This is a genomic window from Wukongibacter baidiensis (assembly GCF_050888315.1).
GTDB classification, from domain to species: Bacteria; Bacillota; Clostridia; order Peptostreptococcales; family Caminicellaceae; genus Wukongibacter; species Wukongibacter baidiensis.
The window spans coordinates 2,739,995-2,758,128 of sequence record NZ_CP138202.1 but is presented as its reverse complement, the minus strand read 5'-3'; the positions used below and the strand labels follow the sequence as shown (position 1 = coordinate 2,758,128).

Sequence of the window (18,134 nt, the reverse complement as noted above, 5' to 3'; positions counted from 1 at the left end):
AGTTTGTCTAGTAATCAGACAAAACTATAATTTCAAGGAAATGAGGTACAAATGAAACCCTTAAATTTCAACGGTTTACAGTGGAAAAATTGGCATCTAACTTGCGTTATATATAAGGGATTAGTAGTTGTTGTAATCATGTATTAAAGAAGCCAAATCTTTTACTCAATAAAAATAGCGGCAGTTGACATAGGCAGCTGACCAGCTTAAAAAATAAATTAATAATATAAAGCCATAATTTGTTGAATATAAAAGGGGGGACTTAGTTATGAATACAGAAGCAAACGTGGGAATAGTCGGTACAGGCATATATATTCCTAAAGGAAGGATGACTGCAAAGGAAATCTCAGAAGCAACAAATGGGATTTGGGCTGAGGACGCAGTAATAAAGAAGCTGGGAATTATAGAAAAGTCAATTCCAGGATTAGAGGATGGAACCCAGGAGATGGGAGTGAAGGCTGGTCTGGATGCATTAGCAAAAACAGGTGTAGATCCTAAGGAAATAGACTTAGTGATTTGCATGGGAGAGGAATGGAAGGAGTATCCGCTTACAACATCAGGGATATATATTCAAGAAAAAATAGGAGCTACAAGGGCATGGGCAATAGATGTTCAACAAAGGTGCTGTACGACTGTAGCTGCAATGAAAATGGCGAAGGATATGATGCTGGCGGACGATAACATAAATACCGTTATGGTAGTAGGTGGATATAGAAATGGAGATTTGGTTGACTATAGAGATAAAGCTATGTCAATGATGTATAATCTATCGGCTGGCGGTGGAGCTATTATTCTAAAGAAAAATTATAATAAAAATCTTCTTCTTGGAACCCATATCATGACAGATGGAAGCCTAGCTAGGGATGCCGGAGTTAAGTATGGAGGAACAGAAAATCCTATTACATTAGAAAATATAGATAAGGCATACAAATCCTTAATGATATTCGATGAAAAGCATATGAAAGATAGACTAAATGAAGTGTCGATGGAGAATTGGATTTATTGCATAGATAAAGCCTTTGAAAAATCAAAAGTACCAAAAGCGGATTTAGGATATTTAGCAGTATTACATTTTAAACATTCTATGCACAAGTATATGTTAGAGCTTTTGAATCTTACAGAGAATGAGTCCATTTATCTATCAAATTATGGACATATGGGTCAAATAGATCAAATCCTATCATTACATCTAGCTCTTGAGCAGGGAAAGGTTAAAGACGGAACTGTAATTTCTATGATAGCAGCCGGTATTGGCTATGCTTGGGCTGCAAACGTAATAAAGTGGGGGTGAAATCTATAATGAATATAAAGGAAATATATAAAGGTAAGGTTATATCCTGCGAAGAGGCATTGGATAAGGTAAAGTCAGGAGACAATATTGTATCGGCTTTATCACCGGCTGAGCCAAAGGAAATTTTATCAAAGCTCTATACAATTTCAGATAGAGTAAAGGATGTAAATATAGCAACATGTTTACCAATGGCAGATTATGAATACTTTAGTGATCCAAAATATAAGGACAGCTTTCTTATGGAGGGATGGTTTTATAGCCCGGGTATGAGAAAGGCCCATAAAAATAAGACGGTATCCTTTATACCAAATCACCTGCACATATGTGCAATGAAGAGACTTGCCCATAGAAGGCCCAATGTTTTTATCGGAACGGCATCTACTATGGATAAGCATGGATTTATATCATTATCATTAAGTGCCACCTATGAAAGGGAAATGATTGAAAACGCTGATTTAGTTATTTTAGAAGTAAACCCTAATATGCCTAGGACCTTTGGAGATACAATAATCCATGTAAGTGAAGTGGATTTTATAGTGGAAACCAACTATGAAGTCCCTGAAATACCCGTTTTAGAGCCATCGGAAAAGGACAGAATTATAGGGAAACATATTGCAGATCTTGTAGAGGATGGATCAACAATACAGCTTGGTATAGGAGGTATTCCTAACGCAGTTGCAGCGGAGCTTATGAATAAAAAGGACTTAGGTATACACACGGAAATGTTTACCGATGGTATGGTAGATTTATATGAGGCAGGCGTAATTACGGGTAAAAAGAAAACACTTATGCCGGGAAGAATGGTTGCTACCTTTGCTCTGGGAACGAAAAAACTATATGACTTTATAGATGACAATCCAGCAGTTAATATTCTTAGAGGCTCATGGGTAAATGACCCCTATATAATAGGGAAAAACTATAAAATGGTATCCATTAATACTACCCTTGAAATCGACTTAACAGGTCAGTGCTGTTCAGAATCTATAGGACATATGCAGTTCAGTGGAACTGGAGGTCAAGCGGATACAGCCATAGGTGCACAAAACTCACCCGGTGGCAAGTCAATAATTGCACTCTATTCCACGGCAAAGGTCAGAGTTCCAAATAGCAGTGAAAGAAAAACCATATCAAAAATTGTTACGAGGTTAGCTAGAGGGGCTGCCGTTTCATTATCTAGAAATGATGTTGATTTCGTAGTTACTGAATACGGCGTTGCTGCTTTAAGAGGAACATCGATTAGAGACCGTATAGAAAGACTTATCGGAATAGCCCATCCAGACTTTAGAGATCGGCTAAGGGAAGAGGCAGAAGAGCTTATGATGTGGTAGGTTTTTATGCGATTCAAGGAATTGAAATGTAAAAGATTTATTGCAATTTCTATATAAAAATTTATAAATATTCAAAAATATGTTGATTTTTGCAATGGCTTTGTGCTAGAATCATTCTATATCTAAACACATATGTAGAGATTCCAGTGAAGATTTTAACTTATACACATCAAAAATCCCCAGAATCATCGGATATTTTGATATGTATAAATTAGGTTTTACTAGGAACTCTCTCTAATTTAATATCCTGGATGAAGGTGGCGGAAGTAGTGAATATGACCGCTATTGGACAGACCTCTGGAGAGACTCAATTGAGCACCGAAGGGGAAAGCCAAGAACATTGGTGAAACTCTCAGGTAAAAGGACAGGGGATTAAAACATTAAAGAAGATCATGCAGTTTTTGTGCAGTGTAATAACCCTGCCTATTAATCTTCTTTAGTCTAATCCTGTTTTTACTGAGACTATATCACTATGATGTAGTCTCTTTTGTATTTGAAGTCATTTCTTTAATAAAAAATAAGGGGTCCAAGGGAAATTAATCTTAAAGCTACAAATAGCCAATGATTATTGTAAGAGGGGGAATTTAAAGTGAAAGCAGTTATTACAGTTATAGGAAAGGACAAGATAGGAATTATAGCAGAGATTACTTCAGTTTTAGCGGAGAATAAGGTTAATATTTTGGATATCAGCCAAACGATTTTACAGGATTATTTTACTATGATAATGATTGTTGAGCTTGAAAAGACTGATATTAGCTTTACTATGCTAAGGGAGAAGCTCAACGACGCTGGTGGAAAAATAGGGATGTCGGTAAAAATACAGCATGAAGATATATTTAATGCAATGCACAAAATATAGTAATGGGGGATGAAATAAAATGAGCCAATTTAATAACATAATGGAAACCATACAAATGATTGAAAAGGAAAAGCTGGATATAAGAACTATTACTATGGGCATATCCCTATTAGACTGCTGTGACCCTGATGGAGAAAGGGCCAGAAAAAAAATCTATGACAAAATAACACGATATGCCGAGAAGCTAGTGGAGACTGGAGAGATTATTGAAGAAAAGTATGGTATTCCAATAATTAATAAAAGAATATCAGTAACACCAATCGCATTAGTTGCAGGAGCAAGCAATGATGACAATTATGTGGAGTTTGCTAAAACATTAGACAAGGCTGCAAAAGATGTAGGAGTTAACTTTATAGGTGGCTTTTCAGCCCTTGTGCAGAAAGGATATTCGAAGGCAGACAAAATACTTATAGAATCAATACCTCAGGCCTTGGCGGTGACCGAAAGGGTGTGCTCATCTGTAAATATTGGAGATACAAAGTCTGGAATAAATATGGATGCTGTTAGGGATATGGGGAAGATAATCAAAGAAACAGCATACCTAACAAAGGACAATGACAGTATAGGATGTGCAAAATTTGTAGTTTTCGCCAATGCCGTTGAGGACAATCCCTTTATGGCAGGAGCTTTTCATGGAGTTGGAGAGGCTGAGTGCGTTATAAACGTAGGGGTTAGTGGACCCGGTGTTGTTAAGGCAGCCTTAGAAAAGGTAAGGGGAGAAAGCTTTGACGTTGTTTCTGAGACCATAAAGAAAACAGCATTTAAAATAACGAGGGCAGGACAATTAGTTGCTATGGAAGCTTCGGAAATGTTAGGTGTTCCCTTTGGGATACTGGATTTATCTTTGGCACCGACGCCGGCAGTAGGAGATAGCGTTGCGAGGATTTTAGAGGAAATGGGAATCGAGACCTGTGGGGGGCATGGAACCACTGCAGCTTTGGCGTTATTAAATGATGCAGTTAAAAAAGGAGGCATCATGGCATCATCCCATGTAGGAGGATTAAGTGGAGCTTTTATACCTGTAAGTGAAGATGAGGGAATGATAAACGCAGTTCAGACAGGTGCCCTTAACCTAGAAAAATTAGAGGCAATGACCTGTGTCTGTTCTGTAGGACTTGACATGATAGCAATACCTGGAGATACGCCGGAGACTACTATATCAGCCATTATTGCCGACGAAGCTGCAATAGGAGTTATAAATAAGAAAACGACAGCAGTAAGAATAATTCCCGTTTATGGAAAAAATCTTGGTGATGAGGCTGTATTTGGAGGTCTTTTAGGAAGGGCACCGATTATGGCTGTTAGTAAATTTTCGAGTGCTGATTTTGTCATGAGAGGTGGAAGAATTCCCGCACCGGTGCATAGTTTTAAGAATTAGACAATCATAAGGTTTGTAGATTTTGTTATAAAAACTATATAGAAAGATAATAATACGAATAGTTTTTATCTAAAGTATTTGTTATAATAACATTACTTAGAATATACATGGCTAAAAGTTAAGATGTTAATGTCGTGTATCTATAGTAAAAACTAAGGATTGAGTTAGGAAGGGAAGAATAATGACAAAATCTACTAATAAAGATGATGTTCCTAAGTATATTAAGATAGCACTTGATATTGCCTATAGGATTCATAATAATGAATTTAAGGTTGGAGATAAGCTTCGTGGTAGATCCATACTTGCAGGAGAATATAATGTTTCACCAGAGACTATTAGAAAAGCAGCTGGTTTACTACAGGATATGGGTGTTGTAAATATTAATGTGAAAAGCGGCATTTATGTTGAATCAATAGAAAAATCTAAGGATGTAATAAAAAAATTCGATAATAAGAAGAATGTAAATAAGTTGAAGAAGGATATAAAGGAACTAATTAAACATAAAAATGAAATTGAAAAGGATATAGAAAGCAAGATAGAATCGATTTTAGAACGCTCGACACAGTTTAAAATGTATAATGAAATTTCTACCTATGACGTTATAGTTGAAGAAAATAGTCATATGATAGGAAGAACTGTTTTAGAAATTGGATTTTGGGAAAAGACCGGAGCTACAGTGGTTGCAGTAAAGAGAGATGAAGAGCTAATGGTATCACCAGGGCCCCATATTCGTTTTAAAAGTGGTGACAGAATCCTATATGTCTGTAAAAGAGAGTTCATAGAGAAGGTAAATGATTTTGTAAATAAACCAATATAGATATATCAGTAAAATTAAATTATATAATAGTGAATAGATCCTATGAAGGTTTCTGACTATATGAAAATCTTTGAGTAGATTTAAAAAATCTACTATGATTAATTTTTTCTATAGTATTAGAGATAAGCAACTTTAAGGTTTAATAAATTTCTGTGAAAAAATGTAGACGCACTCATTATTTTCACAAAAATTTATTTTGAATCTCAAGGTTGTATATCTATAATAAGAAATTTCATAGTTTTTTTTTGTGCAATAGTGTCTAGAATATATAGTATATACAATATTTTGTGGTCTAACCTTTGAAACTGACAACTTATATGTTATAATGGAATTGCCCGCAAAAAAACAATTCTTAAAAATTCCCAGGTTGTCAGATTAAAAAATTAATATGTTAGGAGGTTTTAAATGATAAGATTTGAGAACGTATCGAAAGTATATGAAGATGGATTCAAAGCTGTAAATAGCATGGATCTTCACATAAAAAAAGGTGAGATATTTGTTCTAATTGGACCAAGTGGATGTGGTAAAACTACTACGATGAAAATGATCAATAGACTTATTGATTTGACAGAGGGTTCAATTCATATAAATGGTAAATCTGTTTATGAACAAGATCCTGTAGAGCTTCGCAGAAACATAGGCTATGTGATCCAGCAAATTGGCCTACTGCCTCACATGACTATTGCGGAAAATGTGGCACTAGTTCCGAAGTTAAAGAAATGGGATAAGGAAAAGTATATAAAAAAGGTGGACGAGCTTTTAGATATGGTTGGCTTAGATCCAGAAATTTACCGAGACAGGTATCCCTCAGAACTGAGCGGTGGACAACAGCAAAGAATAGGAGTAATCCGAGCGTTAGCTGCCGACCCTCCAATCATCCTAATGGATGAACCCTTCAGTGCATTAGATCCTATAAGTCGTGAACAACTCCAAGATGAACTGGTTAGATTACAAGAAGAGATACAAAAGACCATAGTCTTTGTAACCCATGATATGGATGAGGCATTAAAAATAGCCGATAGAATCTGTTTGATGAAGGATGGAAAAGTTATTCAACTGGATACACCTGAAAAGGTATTAAGACATCCAGCAAATGAATTTGTTAGGGATTTTATTGGTGAACATAGATTAGAAAAAGCTACAACTTTGCCGGAATTAAAAGAAGTGATTTGTGAGGCTGTGACCGCAAAGAAAACAAAGGGATTGGCTGAGGCTATGAAAATATTACATAATAAGCGTTCAGAAAGGTTAGTTGTCTTAGACAAAAAAGACAAGCTGCTAGGTATTGTAAGCGCCTGGGATATTTACAATAACTATAAAAATGAAGAACTGACGTTAGAAGATATTATGAAAACCGATATAGATAGGCTAAACATTAATGAAAGATTTGAAGAAGCTGTAAAGATAATAGGTGAGTCTGCCACAGGATACCTACCTCTAGTAGACAATGATGGAGTATTTAAAGGGGTTATTACCAATGAGGGGATAGTAAAGGTATTGACAGACGAGTTAAATATATAACTAAAGAAAGGAGTTTTATATGGGAGCAAATAGTGGATTAAATTTGTTTATTGAAACAGTAAGATATAGATGGCCTGAAATTTTGCAGAGTCTAGCTCAACATTTGAGACTTACGCTAATTGCATTGACATTAGCTATTTTAATAGCCGTGCCACTAGGCATTTTTTTAACGAGATACAAACGTCTTGCTGATTCTGTTATAGGTATAACGGCAGTATTTCAGACAATACCCAGCGTGGCGTTGTTAGGATTTCTAATTCCCTTCTTAGGGATAGGAGCTCTTCCAGCTATAGTAGCACTAACTATATATGGGCTACTTCCAATACTTCGTAATACCTATACAGGAATTATGGGAGTTGATAAAGGTGCAATTGAGGCTGGAAAAGGAATGGGTATGACGTCAAAACAGATACTTTTTATGGTTCAGATACCATTATCCTTAACTATAATAATGGCCGGAATAAGAACAGCTACAGTTTTAATTGTTGGTGTGGCTACTCTAGCATCTTTAATTGGTGCTGGAGGACTTGGAGAATTAATTTTTAGAGGAATAGCTACGGTTAACACAGGACTAATACTAGCGGGAGCTATGCCGGCAGCAATTTTAGCTGTAACCTTCGACTATCTGTTAAAGATATTTGAAGTAAAGCTTACTCCTCGTGGAATGAGGAATTAAACAGTGAGAAATGATAAAGCTCACTAGCAGATATTTAATCTAACTTAGTAATAAAGGAGGAATTGATGTTGAAAAAAGTATTAGCAGTATTATGTATAGTATCGCTAATCTTCTCTTTGGCTGCTTGTGGCAAACCAGCTGAAGAAAAGAAGATTGTAGTAGGAGGAAAGGAATATACAGAACAGGATATATTAGTGAATATAATTGCAGAGGTTATTGAAAATAAAACTGATATTAAAGTTGAAAGAAAATCGTTCTTAGGAGGTACACAGATTTGTGCCCAAGCATTAGAATCAGGTGACTTAGATATCTATCCTGAGTACACAGGGACAGCACTGATGAGTGTACTTAAAGAAGATCGTATGAATGACCCTGAGGCGGTTTATGAAAAGGTTAAGAAGAGATATGAAGAAGAAAAGAATATTATATGGCTTAAGCCATTTGGGTTTAACAATACATATGCCCTTGCAATGAAGGAATCTAAAGCAAAAGAACTTGGTATAGAAACCTATAGTGATCTTGTTAAACATGCACCAAACTTAGTCTTTGCTGGAACTCAAGAATACTTAGAGAGAGCCGATGGGTATAAGGGACTTAAGGAAACCTACGGTATGGAATTTAAGAGTGCAAGAAGTATGGATCCAGGTTTAACATACACAGCAGTTAAGGATGGCAAGGTTGATGTGAACTCTGCCTTCGCAACAGATGGAAGAATACCTGCTTTTAACTTAAAGGTACTAAAGGATGATAAAAATTTCTTCCCGCCTTATTATGCTGCTCCAATTATTAGAAAGGATACTCTAGAAAAGTATCCAGAATTAGAAGAGGTACTTAATTCTTTAGCTGGAAAGATAGATGATAGCACTATGGCGAGTTTAAACTCAAAGGTAGATATAGATAAAAAGGATGCAAAGTTAGTAGCTAAAGAGTGGTTAAAAAGCGAAGGGTTTATAGATTAAAGTTATTAAAGTAGGCATTTGCCTACTTTTTTTAATGTGTATTATTATCAATTGATAATGTTAATTGATTTCTATCAGTTATTATTTACTAAGAAAATAATTGTAACAACAATATTGGTGTGGAAATATACTGTTATTGGGTAAGTTATCAATTGATAATGAGGTGATGAAATGAATGATGTAGGTAAAATAACCGATGAAGAGCGATATAGGTTAGGGAATAAGATAACATGGATCACGATTGTAATAAATATAATTTTGGCAGTGGTTAAGGTACTATCAGGCATTTTATTAAACTCTACTGCAATACTAGCAGACGGAATACATACTGTTTCTGATGTTGGAAGCTCTATAGGAATAATAATAGGCTTTTTTATATCTAAGAAACCTGAGGATAGGGAACATCAGTATGGACACGAAAAAGCTGAGTCCATAGCAGGTTTTGTACTGGCAATTTTTCTAACGGCTGTGGGAATAAACATTGGATACTCTGCCTTTAAGATAATACTTAGTGGAAAAACGCATATACCAGGAAGCCTAGCAGCATGGATTGCAGGTATATCCATAGTTGTGAAGGAACTACAATTTAGAATAGCAATGTATGGAGGAAAGAGAATAAATAGCAATGCCCTTATAGCAGATGCTTGGCATCACCGTTCGGACGCCTTCTCTTCCATTGCAGCATTAATTGGAATAGTTGGAGCTAGAATGGGATATCCTTTCTTAGATCCTCTAGCAGGTCTTATAGTAGCAATAATAATCATAAGGGTGGGGCTGGAGCTTTTTATTCAAGGATATAATGAATTGATGGATATATCTATTGAAGAAGAAAAATTACTCAATCTCGTTAATAAGATAGTCTCTCATAATGAAGTATTAAATATCAATAAAATAAGAACAAGAAAACACGGTTCTAAGGTATTTGTTGATATTAAGGTATGTGTCAATCCATACTTTACAGTCCTCAAAGGACATACTATATCCCATGAGGTAGAGGATTTGGTGCACGATAATATAGAAAATGTTAAAGACGTACTAATATCAATAGCTCCATGTAAAAATCCTAAGAAAGGCGATTGTCTATTATGTAAATATAACAATAAGAAATGAGCTTTATCTGCTAGCTACTGGGATTTAGGGTTAATCTATTAGGGTTAAAAGACTAAAGAGAATAACTTTAAAACCTAGAAGGGGCTGCCTCCTAAAAGATTTCTTATGAGTTCAGCCCACGGGGTGTTTCATAAATTCGCCATTCTGAGACACCCCTCCTTATCTTAAATACCTAGGTTTCATATAATTCCTCAAAGCGGAAAAAGGTATGTGAATTATAGGAATATCCGAAGCAATTGGTGCAATTTCGTGGAAACCAAAATATATGTCGATCCCATTATCATCTATATAGAAGGGATGATACTCTGCAATACCCTTAAAATTTTCCAAGGTATCTGGGAAGTACTTTTCTCTGTTTAATATTAATTCCTTTCTCACTTCCTTATTGATTATTGACCGATAATCTACTCCTTCTTTGAATAAATCCTTCAATGACATAGATTCTCCATTCATGAGATTAAAATTATAGGATGTCTTAATATAGGAATTCCGACCATTGATATATTGATGATAGACTATAGAGATGCTTAGTAGATTATTTTTATTATAGGTGACTTCGTAGACAGATGATATTACAAATGGTTTAAATTCTTCACCATTCCTTCTAGCTTCTTCAGCGGCTTCCTTAGCAGCTCGCTCCATTTGATTTTTAAACTCCATAATATCATTTTTTATAGAGTTATTTATAAAACTTTGAACCTTTTTATCTTCTAAACCATCTATTTCAGGATATTTTAAGTCAGCTTTAATATATTCATCGGAATAATGTATTTCTTGCGTCTTTATTTGTATAGGATTTGTTCTTGATAAAGAATACCTATACATTGGATTATCCATTATATATGGTCTAGGTATATAGGGGCCATAAAACTGATAAACATAACTAAATGGACCTTTCATTATTTCTCATCACTCCTTTACTATCCTTCTATTAATATATGACGTTGATTTAAGAAGAGTACCAAAGATTATTGTTTAGCCTAGATTTAATGTTCTACTTTCACTATTAATCTAATAGAGATTATATTAAGATAGATTAACTTGAAAAATATTAATTAAATACAGGGGAGGACAAAGATGGATAGTAGAATAAACCATAGTGTAAATTATAGTGAAGATATAGATCTATATAAAAGGAAGTTTAAACTAGTCTTAAGAAATGCTGGAGAGAAGATCAAAGGCGATAGATTGTTTGAGATTTTGCAAATTGATAATCCATCAAAGGTATCAACACTAGAGGGATATTACGATGAAAATGTAAAATGCGATTCTCTAAGAAATATTGGTTCAATGATTGAATTGGGAAATGAGATTGATACTAATAGTAATGATTGTACCTGTATAATAGATGCCGCCAAAACTTATCTTAGTTTTTTAAATAAAGAGTTATGTGGGAAATGTGTAACCTGTAGAGAAGGTTATAGGATGATGCACTATATTGTAGAGAGTATTGCAAAAGGTAAGGGAATAGAAAGGGATATAGATATACTTATAGATCTTTGTGACACCGTAAAGGACTCTTCCCCCTGTGTATTAGGTAAAACTGCTCACAAGCCTATATTAACTTCTATCGAGTATTTTAAAGATGAATATATGGAGCATATAGTTGATAAGAAATGTTCCGCTGAGATATGTGAAGAACTAAAAAGCTTTCAATAGAAGTAGAGTAAATCTTTAATAGTTATAAGTTACAAAAAAAACTATTTCGTTTCCAAAATTCACCTTCGTTCGAAACGTTAGCTGCAAATCTTCATCGTAATTTATAGCAAAAACAAATAATATAGAAAATGCCACTTGGTTTATAATCTGAGTTTAAAACACTCTTAAAGTGAAGATATTTTAAGTGTGTTTTTTATTGAGGTCATTTTCTTAAATAGAAATCTCACCAAAACGAAGGGATACGATGCTCATTAGCTTTTATTTGCACATCATGGGAAGTCGTTGAAACTTAAGATAATCTATGATATAATTTAGTATTCAGATTGATATATTACAAATATATTAGAGAAAGCTTAGTTTTTTAATCATAAATGTATAATCTAGGCATTTAAGTAGAAACTTTAATTTATACTATGCAAACCCTATACTGAAAGGAAAATTATAATGAAAATCCAAGACGGAAATACTAGCTCTGTTGAAAAAAGTAAGCCAGCCGCAGCTAAAAAGAAAAGAAACACTGAAAGCCTTGCGGAAATAGCATATAAAAGACTAGAAAATATGATTATTACCCTCGAGTTAAAACCTGGAAGCCTATGGTCAGAGAATGAGCTTAGTGAGCTTCTTGGAATAGGAAGAATGCCCGTAAGAGAGGCAATAAAAAGCCTAGCTGCAGCTCACCTTATAAATATCTTGCCCCGTAGAGGAGTAATGATAACAGAATTTAAGGTAGAGGAATTCTTTTTACAGACAGAGGTCCGTAGACTTCTTGAAAGACTTATTGCATCACGCGCGGCTCGTCTTGCTACTCCTGAGGAAAGAGAAAAATTTTTACAGTTAGCCGATGCATATGAAAAAGTTACTATTGAAGGAAATGAGATGGAAGCAATTAAGATTGATAACGAATTTAACGAACATATTGGAAAATGCGCTCGTAATCCCTATGCATATAGTGCAGTTGCACCACTACATGCATTAGCTAGAAGATTGTATTATATGCAATATAAAGTTGATAGTGATCTAACAAGGGAAATAAATTATGCCCATTGCGATCTTATGAGGGCTGTAGCATCTGGAGATGAAAAACTAGCAGTAGAGAAATCAGACTATCTGCTTGACTGTGTAGTAAAGCTAAATAGAATGAAAATTGATATGTATGTTTATGAGTAGAAAAGAAAAATGAACTTAATAAAAATATAGAAGAAAACCTCTCTGCTGTAAAGAGAGGTTTTTCTAAAACAAAATGGTATTATATTTTAGTATGCGCCTGCCGAATAAGTCATTTCATAGCTATGGCTGTATACTTCGAAAATGTTACCGAATGGATCTTCTACATAACACATTTTAAAGGGCTTTTCATTGGGATAGTACTCTCGTATAGGCATTCTTTGCTTCCCGCCATGTTCAACTATCTTTTTAACTAACCCTTCAATATCAGGATCTTGAACACAGAAGTGAAACAACCCTGTTTTCCAGTATTCAAAGTTATTTTCACGGTCTTTATTATTAGGAAATTCAAATATTTCTACACCTATCTTATCACCTGTAGAAAGGTGAGCAATTTTAAAACTTGTCCAGTCTTCACCAAAGACATCATTGCACATAATTCCTATGGCACTTTCATCCTTTTTAATTTCAGTTGTTTCCATGAGTACGTACCAGCCGAAAACCTCTTTATAAAATTTCACTGCCTTTTCTAGATTAGGAACAGAAAGCCCAATGTGAGAAAAAGTTCTTGGATACATTTTAAAACCTCCTTTAATATTCTTTGTCATTATGATATCTTAAATTTAGCATTCCACAATGAATAAAACAAGAATGCACTTTTTTGTGATATACTACCTAAAAGGGTAGTATAGGAGGACTGATAAATGACTGAAAGAAAGATACAGACTGATGGAAGAGGAAAATTAAAATGTTCAATAGAGTACACATTGTCAATAATTGGTGGGAAGTGGAAGTCTGTAATTCTATGGCATTTGGGTACTGATGGGACATATAGATATAATGAGTTAAGACGATTAATGCCAGGAATAACACATAAAATGCTAAGTCAGCAGCTAAAGGAATTAGAAGATGAAGGGTTGATTAATAGAAAGCAGTATAATGAAATCCCTCCTAGAGTAGAATATTCTCTAACTAAAAAGGGGGCCACAGTAATGCCCATACTGGAATCCATGCATAGATGGGGAGAAGAAAATTGGTGAAAAATAATAAAATATAAAAATAGAAGAATTCGAGTTTGAATAGATACTTCAAATAAAATTTTGCAGTATCTATTATTTTTTTGTATGAATTGAAAAACAATAAATACAGTAGGATTGGCAATGCAATAACAAAAAATACTGAAAATTCACTTGAAAGGTATGAAGAAAAGTATTATAATGATATACATAATATACAACTGATATATCACATATATATCATGAGTATATGTGAAGTATATTATCAGTTTGTTGAAAACGTTTTCGACTTTTGTTTTGTGAAAGAGGGAGGAAAAGTATGAAGCCATTGGAAATTGAAAAGGTAGAGATTTATGTAACAGGGGATGAAAATGCCGACAGGGTTAGATGGGCTACCTATATGGGTCCTATCTATACTACTAACATTGTCTGTCGTATAACTACGAAGGATGGATATGAAGGTGTCGGAGCTACAATAGCCTACACAGAACATGACTTTGACATGACAATTGGAGAGGCAGTCCGTCCATATCTACCAGAACTAATAGGTAAATCAGCTTTAGATCGTGAATCAATTTGGAACTGGATGGCTAGCAGACCAAACTGGTTAGCATTTCCAACAATATCAATAATAGACATAGCTCTTTGGGATATCGCAGCTAAGTATGCTGGAATGCCATTGTATCAGATGCTAGGAGCACAAAGAGAAAAGATATTATCCTATGCAAGTACTCCTATGTTTGATGATATACCAACCTATATAGACTATATTCAAGGATGTATAGATCATGGTTTCAAAGCAATTAAGCTTCACTGCTATTGTGAATACGATAGGGATGTAGAGTTAGTGGTAGCTGTAGATAGGCATTTCAAGGATTCCGGAGTAGAATTCATGCTTGATGTAGACAGACAATACAACAGAGAAGAAGCCTATAAAATAGCAAAGCTTCTTGAGGAGTTAGAATGGGCATGGCTAGAGGCACCACTTTCAGATCATGACTTAGAAGGATATAGAGATCTTGTAGCTAAAACTAATGTACCTATTTCATGTGGAGGAAACTCATTGATTACACTGCCAATGATTCAGCTTGGTATAAATATGAAATGTTGGACAGACGTAAGGGCAGATGCAACGGTAGTTGGAGGAATAACTCCTATGAAGAAAATAATGGAACTAGCGCAAGCTAACAACATGAGAGTAGAAGGACAGTCTTGGGGAATGACCCTTACTCAAGCAGCTAATCTTCATATAATGCTTGCCTACAGTAATTGTACCTACTTTGAGCAGGCATACCCATATGAACCATTCGAGATAGGATCATTAGATGTAATTAGAACCGACAAAGACGGATATGTACACGCTCCAAAGGGTAATGGACTAGGAGTAAGAATGGATTGGGATGCAGTTGAAAAGATAACACTAATGAAGTATGAAGTTAAATAGAGAACTTCAAATTAGTAATTACTAAACGAATAATAGTGTGTTTCAGAAGGAATAAGTTCTTTTATAAAGGTTTGTAGGATTGGCATTATTGAAACACATAACGGAAATTATAAATTTCTATGTATTATAAAAAAACAGGAGGCTTAACAAATGGGGAAAATTGATAAGAAGGTTTTTATTCCTGCGTATATAGTTTTGTTAATAGTAAGTTTACCTATAATTATAAATCCAGAAGGCAGTCAGCTAATTATTGGTAAGATACAGACTTTTATGATAACTAAATTAGGATTCTTTTATATATGGTATGGTATTTTCGCTCTTGCATTTATTCTTTGGGTATCAAGTTCAAAATTTGGTAGAATTAAGCTCGGTGAAAAGGATGAAAAGCCTGAGTTTAACACTTTTAGCTGGGCAGCTATGCTTTTCTGTGCAGGTATAGGTGCTGGAATTATATATTGGGGAGCAATAGAATGGGTGTACTACTACAAAGCTCCGCCACTAGGTGTAGCTGAGGGAACATGGCAAGCTGCCGAACTAGCTGCAGCATACGGAATATTCCACTGGGGTCCAGCTGCATGGGCTATATATTCTGTATCCGGTTGCGCAATTGGATATATGTATTTCGTTAAGAAAACACCAGTTCTTAGAGTAAGTGAAGCCTGTCGACCAGTGTTAGGTAATAGCGTAGATGGCATTTTAGGATCTATAATTGATATCGCATTCATGTTTGGTTTACTTGGAGCTACTGCAACAAGTCTTGGAATTGGAGCACCACTTGCAACAGAAGGATTGGCTCACGTTTTAGGTATAGAAATTACTACAGGATTCAAATTGTTAATTATCGGAATTATAACTGCTATTTTCGCACTAAGTGCCTATATGGGACTTAAAAAAGGAATTAAGATATTAAGTGATATAAATGTTGCACTTACAATAGTACTTGTTGTATTTGTTTTCTTTGCAGGAAACACTGTATTTATGCTAAGCATGGGAACTACAGCCGTTGGTAGAGTAATACAAAACTTCCCAACGATGATGACTTGGCTAGATCCAGCTGGAAACTCTATGTTCCCACAATGGTGGACTGTATTCTACTGGGCTTGGTGGGGTGCTTATGCTCCATTCATGGGTATGTTTATAGCTAAGATATCAAGAGGTAGAACTATAAGAAACATGCTTTCAGGTTCATTGATATACGGATCACTAGGATGTACAATGTTCTTTGCAATACTCGGAAACTATGGATTGGATCTTCAGCTTACAGGAAAAATGGATGTAGTAGCTACTCTAGATGAAGTTGGAGGGCCAGCTACAATTATAAAAATGTTCGAAAACTTACCATTAGGAAATTTCGTTATATTTATTATCGCCTTAGTATCAATTGTGTTTATGGCCACAACCTTTGATTCAGCTTCATACGTTCTTGCAGCCGTTTCACAAAGAGAATTACCTCAGGATCAAGATCCTATGAGATGGCTTAGACTATTATGGGCCTTCAGTATAGCTTTAATTCCAATAGGATTTATGCTTATGGGAAGTCCGCTGTCGGTTCTTCAAACTGCATCAATAGTTGTTGCACTGCCAGTTTCAATAATAGTTGTAATTACGGCGATATCCTTCGTAAAGATGGTTAGAGAAGATATAAAAAGTAATGCGTTAGAAATAGATTAACAAAAGATTAGGAGAAAATTGATGGATTCAAATCATTTTCTCCTATTTTAAAGGAGATAGGATATATGGTTAAAGATAATAGGATTAAAGAGATTCAGATTATACCTTTAGAAATAAAAAGCTCAAACTGGGATCAAAGTACTGTACTTATAAAAATATATGATGAAGCAGGTAGATATGGTATTGGTGAGAGCGATGGCCCGACAGAAGCTATAAAAGCATATTTAGAAATGAAAACGGCCCACGGATGGCAGAAAAATATTAGTGAAATTTTGAAGGGGAGGGACCCTATAGAATTTGTTGCAAACTATGATGCCATGTATAACAGTCAAATCTGGGTTGGTAGAAGAGGATTAGGTTTAATGGCCATTAGTGGTATAGACATGGCTCTTTATGACTTAGCTGGAAAGCAACATAATGTTCCAGCCTATAAGCTACTTGGAGGGGCTCAAAAAGAAAGGGCTATACCCTATGCGACCCTATATCCATCTATCGATGTAAATTCTCCAAATGATGTTTTGCTTGAGGAATATAAGAGATTAATAGAGAAAGCTAAGGAATTAAAATTTAGGGCGGTAAAGTTTGCAATAATGCCAAATGAGTATATGAATGATAGAGAGCTTGTAAAGTTTATATATAGACTAAGAGAGAACCTAGGTGAAGATGTAGAAATGGGAGTTGATTTTCTATATAGGTGGAATGATCCATATAATGCCCTAAGAGTTCTTAATAAACTTGAAGACTGTCAGCTATTCTTTGCTGAGGCTGTACTTCAACATGATAATCTAGAAGGACATAAAATGCTTGTTGATAAGGTTAATACGAGAATATGTGGAGCCGAAATGGCAGGCAGTAGATGGGAACTGAAGGATTGGATAGAAAAAACAAAGGTTGCCATAGTACAGCCCGATGTAAATCGATGTGGTGGTCTTACGGAGCTTAGAAAGATTGCAGAATATGCAGATATGTATGGAATACAAATAGCTCCCCATGGGTGGAAAACAGGTATTTCGGCAGCTGCAGGCGTACATTTCAATTTTGCAGTAACCAATTCTGAATATTTTGAGTATCTGCATCCAGATTTATATGATTCATCCCTAAGAAGAGACTTGCTAGTAAAAGAGCCTCAGCTTGTAGATGGAGTATTTAATAAACCGCAGGAACCAGGATTGGGGATCACTATTAATGATCAATTAGTTGAAAGTTTGTTGTAGGTTATTAATTTAAATTAGACAAATAGG

Annotated in this window: 17 protein-coding genes and 1 riboswitch; of the genes, 15 read left to right on the top strand and 2 right to left on the bottom strand. The window is 35.1% G+C overall.

Annotated features, from left to right (window positions below):
* The first annotated feature begins 268 nt into the window (after positions 1-268).
* The 9 genes from R9X47_RS12445 to R9X47_RS12405 all read left to right on the top strand — a co-directional run bounded on the left by R9X47_RS12445 (position 269) and on the right by R9X47_RS12405 (position 9,939).
* On the top strand, positions 269-1,291 hold the full coding sequence (locus tag R9X47_RS12445) for a 3-oxoacyl-ACP synthase (protein WP_432667205.1): 1,023 nt from the start codon (positions 269-271) through the stop codon (positions 1,289-1,291).
* Between the two features lie 8 nt (positions 1,292-1,299).
* Positions 1,300-2,619: an acetyl-CoA hydrolase/transferase family protein gene (locus tag R9X47_RS12440; RefSeq protein WP_432667204.1), complete on the top strand. Its 1,320-nt coding sequence runs from the start codon at positions 1,300-1,302 to the stop codon at positions 2,617-2,619.
* Positions 2,620-2,906: 287 nt separating this feature from the next.
* Positions 2,907-2,997: riboswitch (glycine riboswitch) on the top strand.
* A 211-nt stretch (positions 2,998-3,208) separates the two neighbouring features.
* Entirely contained in the window at positions 3,209-3,478 is a 270-nt protein-coding gene (locus R9X47_RS12435; protein WP_432667203.1) for an ACT domain-containing protein, read from the top strand.
* 19 nt (positions 3,479-3,497) lie between these two features.
* Positions 3,498-4,856, top strand: a complete 1,359-nt coding sequence (locus R9X47_RS12430; RefSeq protein WP_432667202.1) for a PFL family protein — start codon at positions 3,498-3,500, stop codon at positions 4,854-4,856.
* Between the two features lie 181 nt (positions 4,857-5,037).
* Positions 5,038-5,673 carry a TrkA C-terminal domain-containing protein gene (locus R9X47_RS12425; protein ID WP_432667201.1) on the top strand — a complete coding sequence of 212 codons (636 nt, stop codon included), beginning with the start codon at positions 5,038-5,040 and terminating at the stop codon, positions 5,671-5,673.
* 405 nt (positions 5,674-6,078) lie between these two features.
* On the top strand, positions 6,079-7,194 hold the full coding sequence (locus tag R9X47_RS12420) for an ABC transporter ATP-binding protein (protein ID WP_432667200.1): 1,116 nt from the start codon (positions 6,079-6,081) through the stop codon (positions 7,192-7,194).
* Between the two features lie 19 nt (positions 7,195-7,213).
* Entirely contained in the window at positions 7,214-7,870 is a 657-nt protein-coding gene (locus R9X47_RS12415; RefSeq protein WP_432667199.1) for an ABC transporter permease, read from the top strand.
* A 65-nt stretch (positions 7,871-7,935) separates the two neighbouring features.
* Positions 7,936-8,829 (top strand): glycine betaine ABC transporter substrate-binding protein, encoded by an 894-nt coding sequence (locus R9X47_RS12410; protein ID WP_432667197.1) that lies wholly within the window; start codon positions 7,936-7,938, stop codon positions 8,827-8,829.
* 171 nt (positions 8,830-9,000) lie between these two features.
* Positions 9,001-9,939 carry a cation diffusion facilitator family transporter gene (locus R9X47_RS12405; RefSeq protein ID WP_432667196.1) on the top strand — a complete coding sequence of 313 codons (939 nt, stop codon included), beginning with the start codon at positions 9,001-9,003 and terminating at the stop codon, positions 9,937-9,939.
* Positions 9,940-10,098: 159 nt separating this feature from the next.
* Here R9X47_RS12405 and R9X47_RS12400 read toward each other — a convergent pair whose 3' ends face one another.
* Positions 10,099-10,839: a DUF3298 and DUF4163 domain-containing protein gene (locus R9X47_RS12400; RefSeq protein WP_432667195.1), complete on the bottom strand. Its 741-nt coding sequence runs from the start codon at positions 10,837-10,839 to the stop codon at positions 10,099-10,101.
* A gap of 177 nt (positions 10,840-11,016) precedes the next feature.
* Here R9X47_RS12400 and R9X47_RS12395 point away from each other — a divergent pair, with 177 nt between their 5' ends.
* Positions 11,017-11,598, top strand: a complete 582-nt coding sequence (locus R9X47_RS12395; protein WP_432667194.1) for an NADH-ubiquinone oxidoreductase-F iron-sulfur binding region domain-containing protein — start codon at positions 11,017-11,019, stop codon at positions 11,596-11,598.
* Between the two features lie 444 nt (positions 11,599-12,042).
* The gene (locus R9X47_RS12390) at positions 12,043-12,765 is read left to right on the top strand and encodes a GntR family transcriptional regulator (protein WP_432667193.1); all 723 of its coding nucleotides are present in this window, start codon (positions 12,043-12,045) and stop codon (positions 12,763-12,765) included.
* Between the two features lie 86 nt (positions 12,766-12,851).
* On the opposite strand, the gene R9X47_RS12385 is transcribed toward R9X47_RS12390, so the two are convergent.
* Positions 12,852-13,340: a lactoylglutathione lyase family protein gene (locus R9X47_RS12385; RefSeq protein ID WP_432667192.1), complete on the bottom strand. Its 489-nt coding sequence runs from the start codon at positions 13,338-13,340 to the stop codon at positions 12,852-12,854.
* Between the two features lie 126 nt (positions 13,341-13,466).
* Here R9X47_RS12385 and R9X47_RS12380 point away from each other — a divergent pair, with 126 nt between their 5' ends.
* From R9X47_RS12380 to R9X47_RS12365, 4 genes are all read left to right on the top strand, one after another.
* Complete coding sequence (locus tag R9X47_RS12380) at positions 13,467-13,802, top strand: winged helix-turn-helix transcriptional regulator (RefSeq protein WP_432667191.1); 336 nt, start codon at positions 13,467-13,469, stop codon at positions 13,800-13,802.
* 295 nt (positions 13,803-14,097) lie between these two features.
* Positions 14,098-15,222 carry a mandelate racemase/muconate lactonizing enzyme family protein gene (locus R9X47_RS12375; RefSeq protein ID WP_432667190.1) on the top strand — a complete coding sequence of 375 codons (1,125 nt, stop codon included), beginning with the start codon at positions 14,098-14,100 and terminating at the stop codon, positions 15,220-15,222.
* A 150-nt stretch (positions 15,223-15,372) separates the two neighbouring features.
* Positions 15,373-16,893, top strand: a complete 1,521-nt coding sequence (locus R9X47_RS12370; RefSeq protein WP_432667189.1) for a BCCT family transporter — start codon at positions 15,373-15,375, stop codon at positions 16,891-16,893.
* Positions 16,894-16,958: 65 nt separating this feature from the next.
* Positions 16,959-18,107, top strand: coding sequence for a mandelate racemase/muconate lactonizing enzyme family protein (locus tag R9X47_RS12365; RefSeq protein WP_432667188.1), 1,149 nt, complete (start codon positions 16,959-16,961; stop codon positions 18,105-18,107).
* The last annotated feature ends 27 nt before the right edge of the window (positions 18,108-18,134 follow it).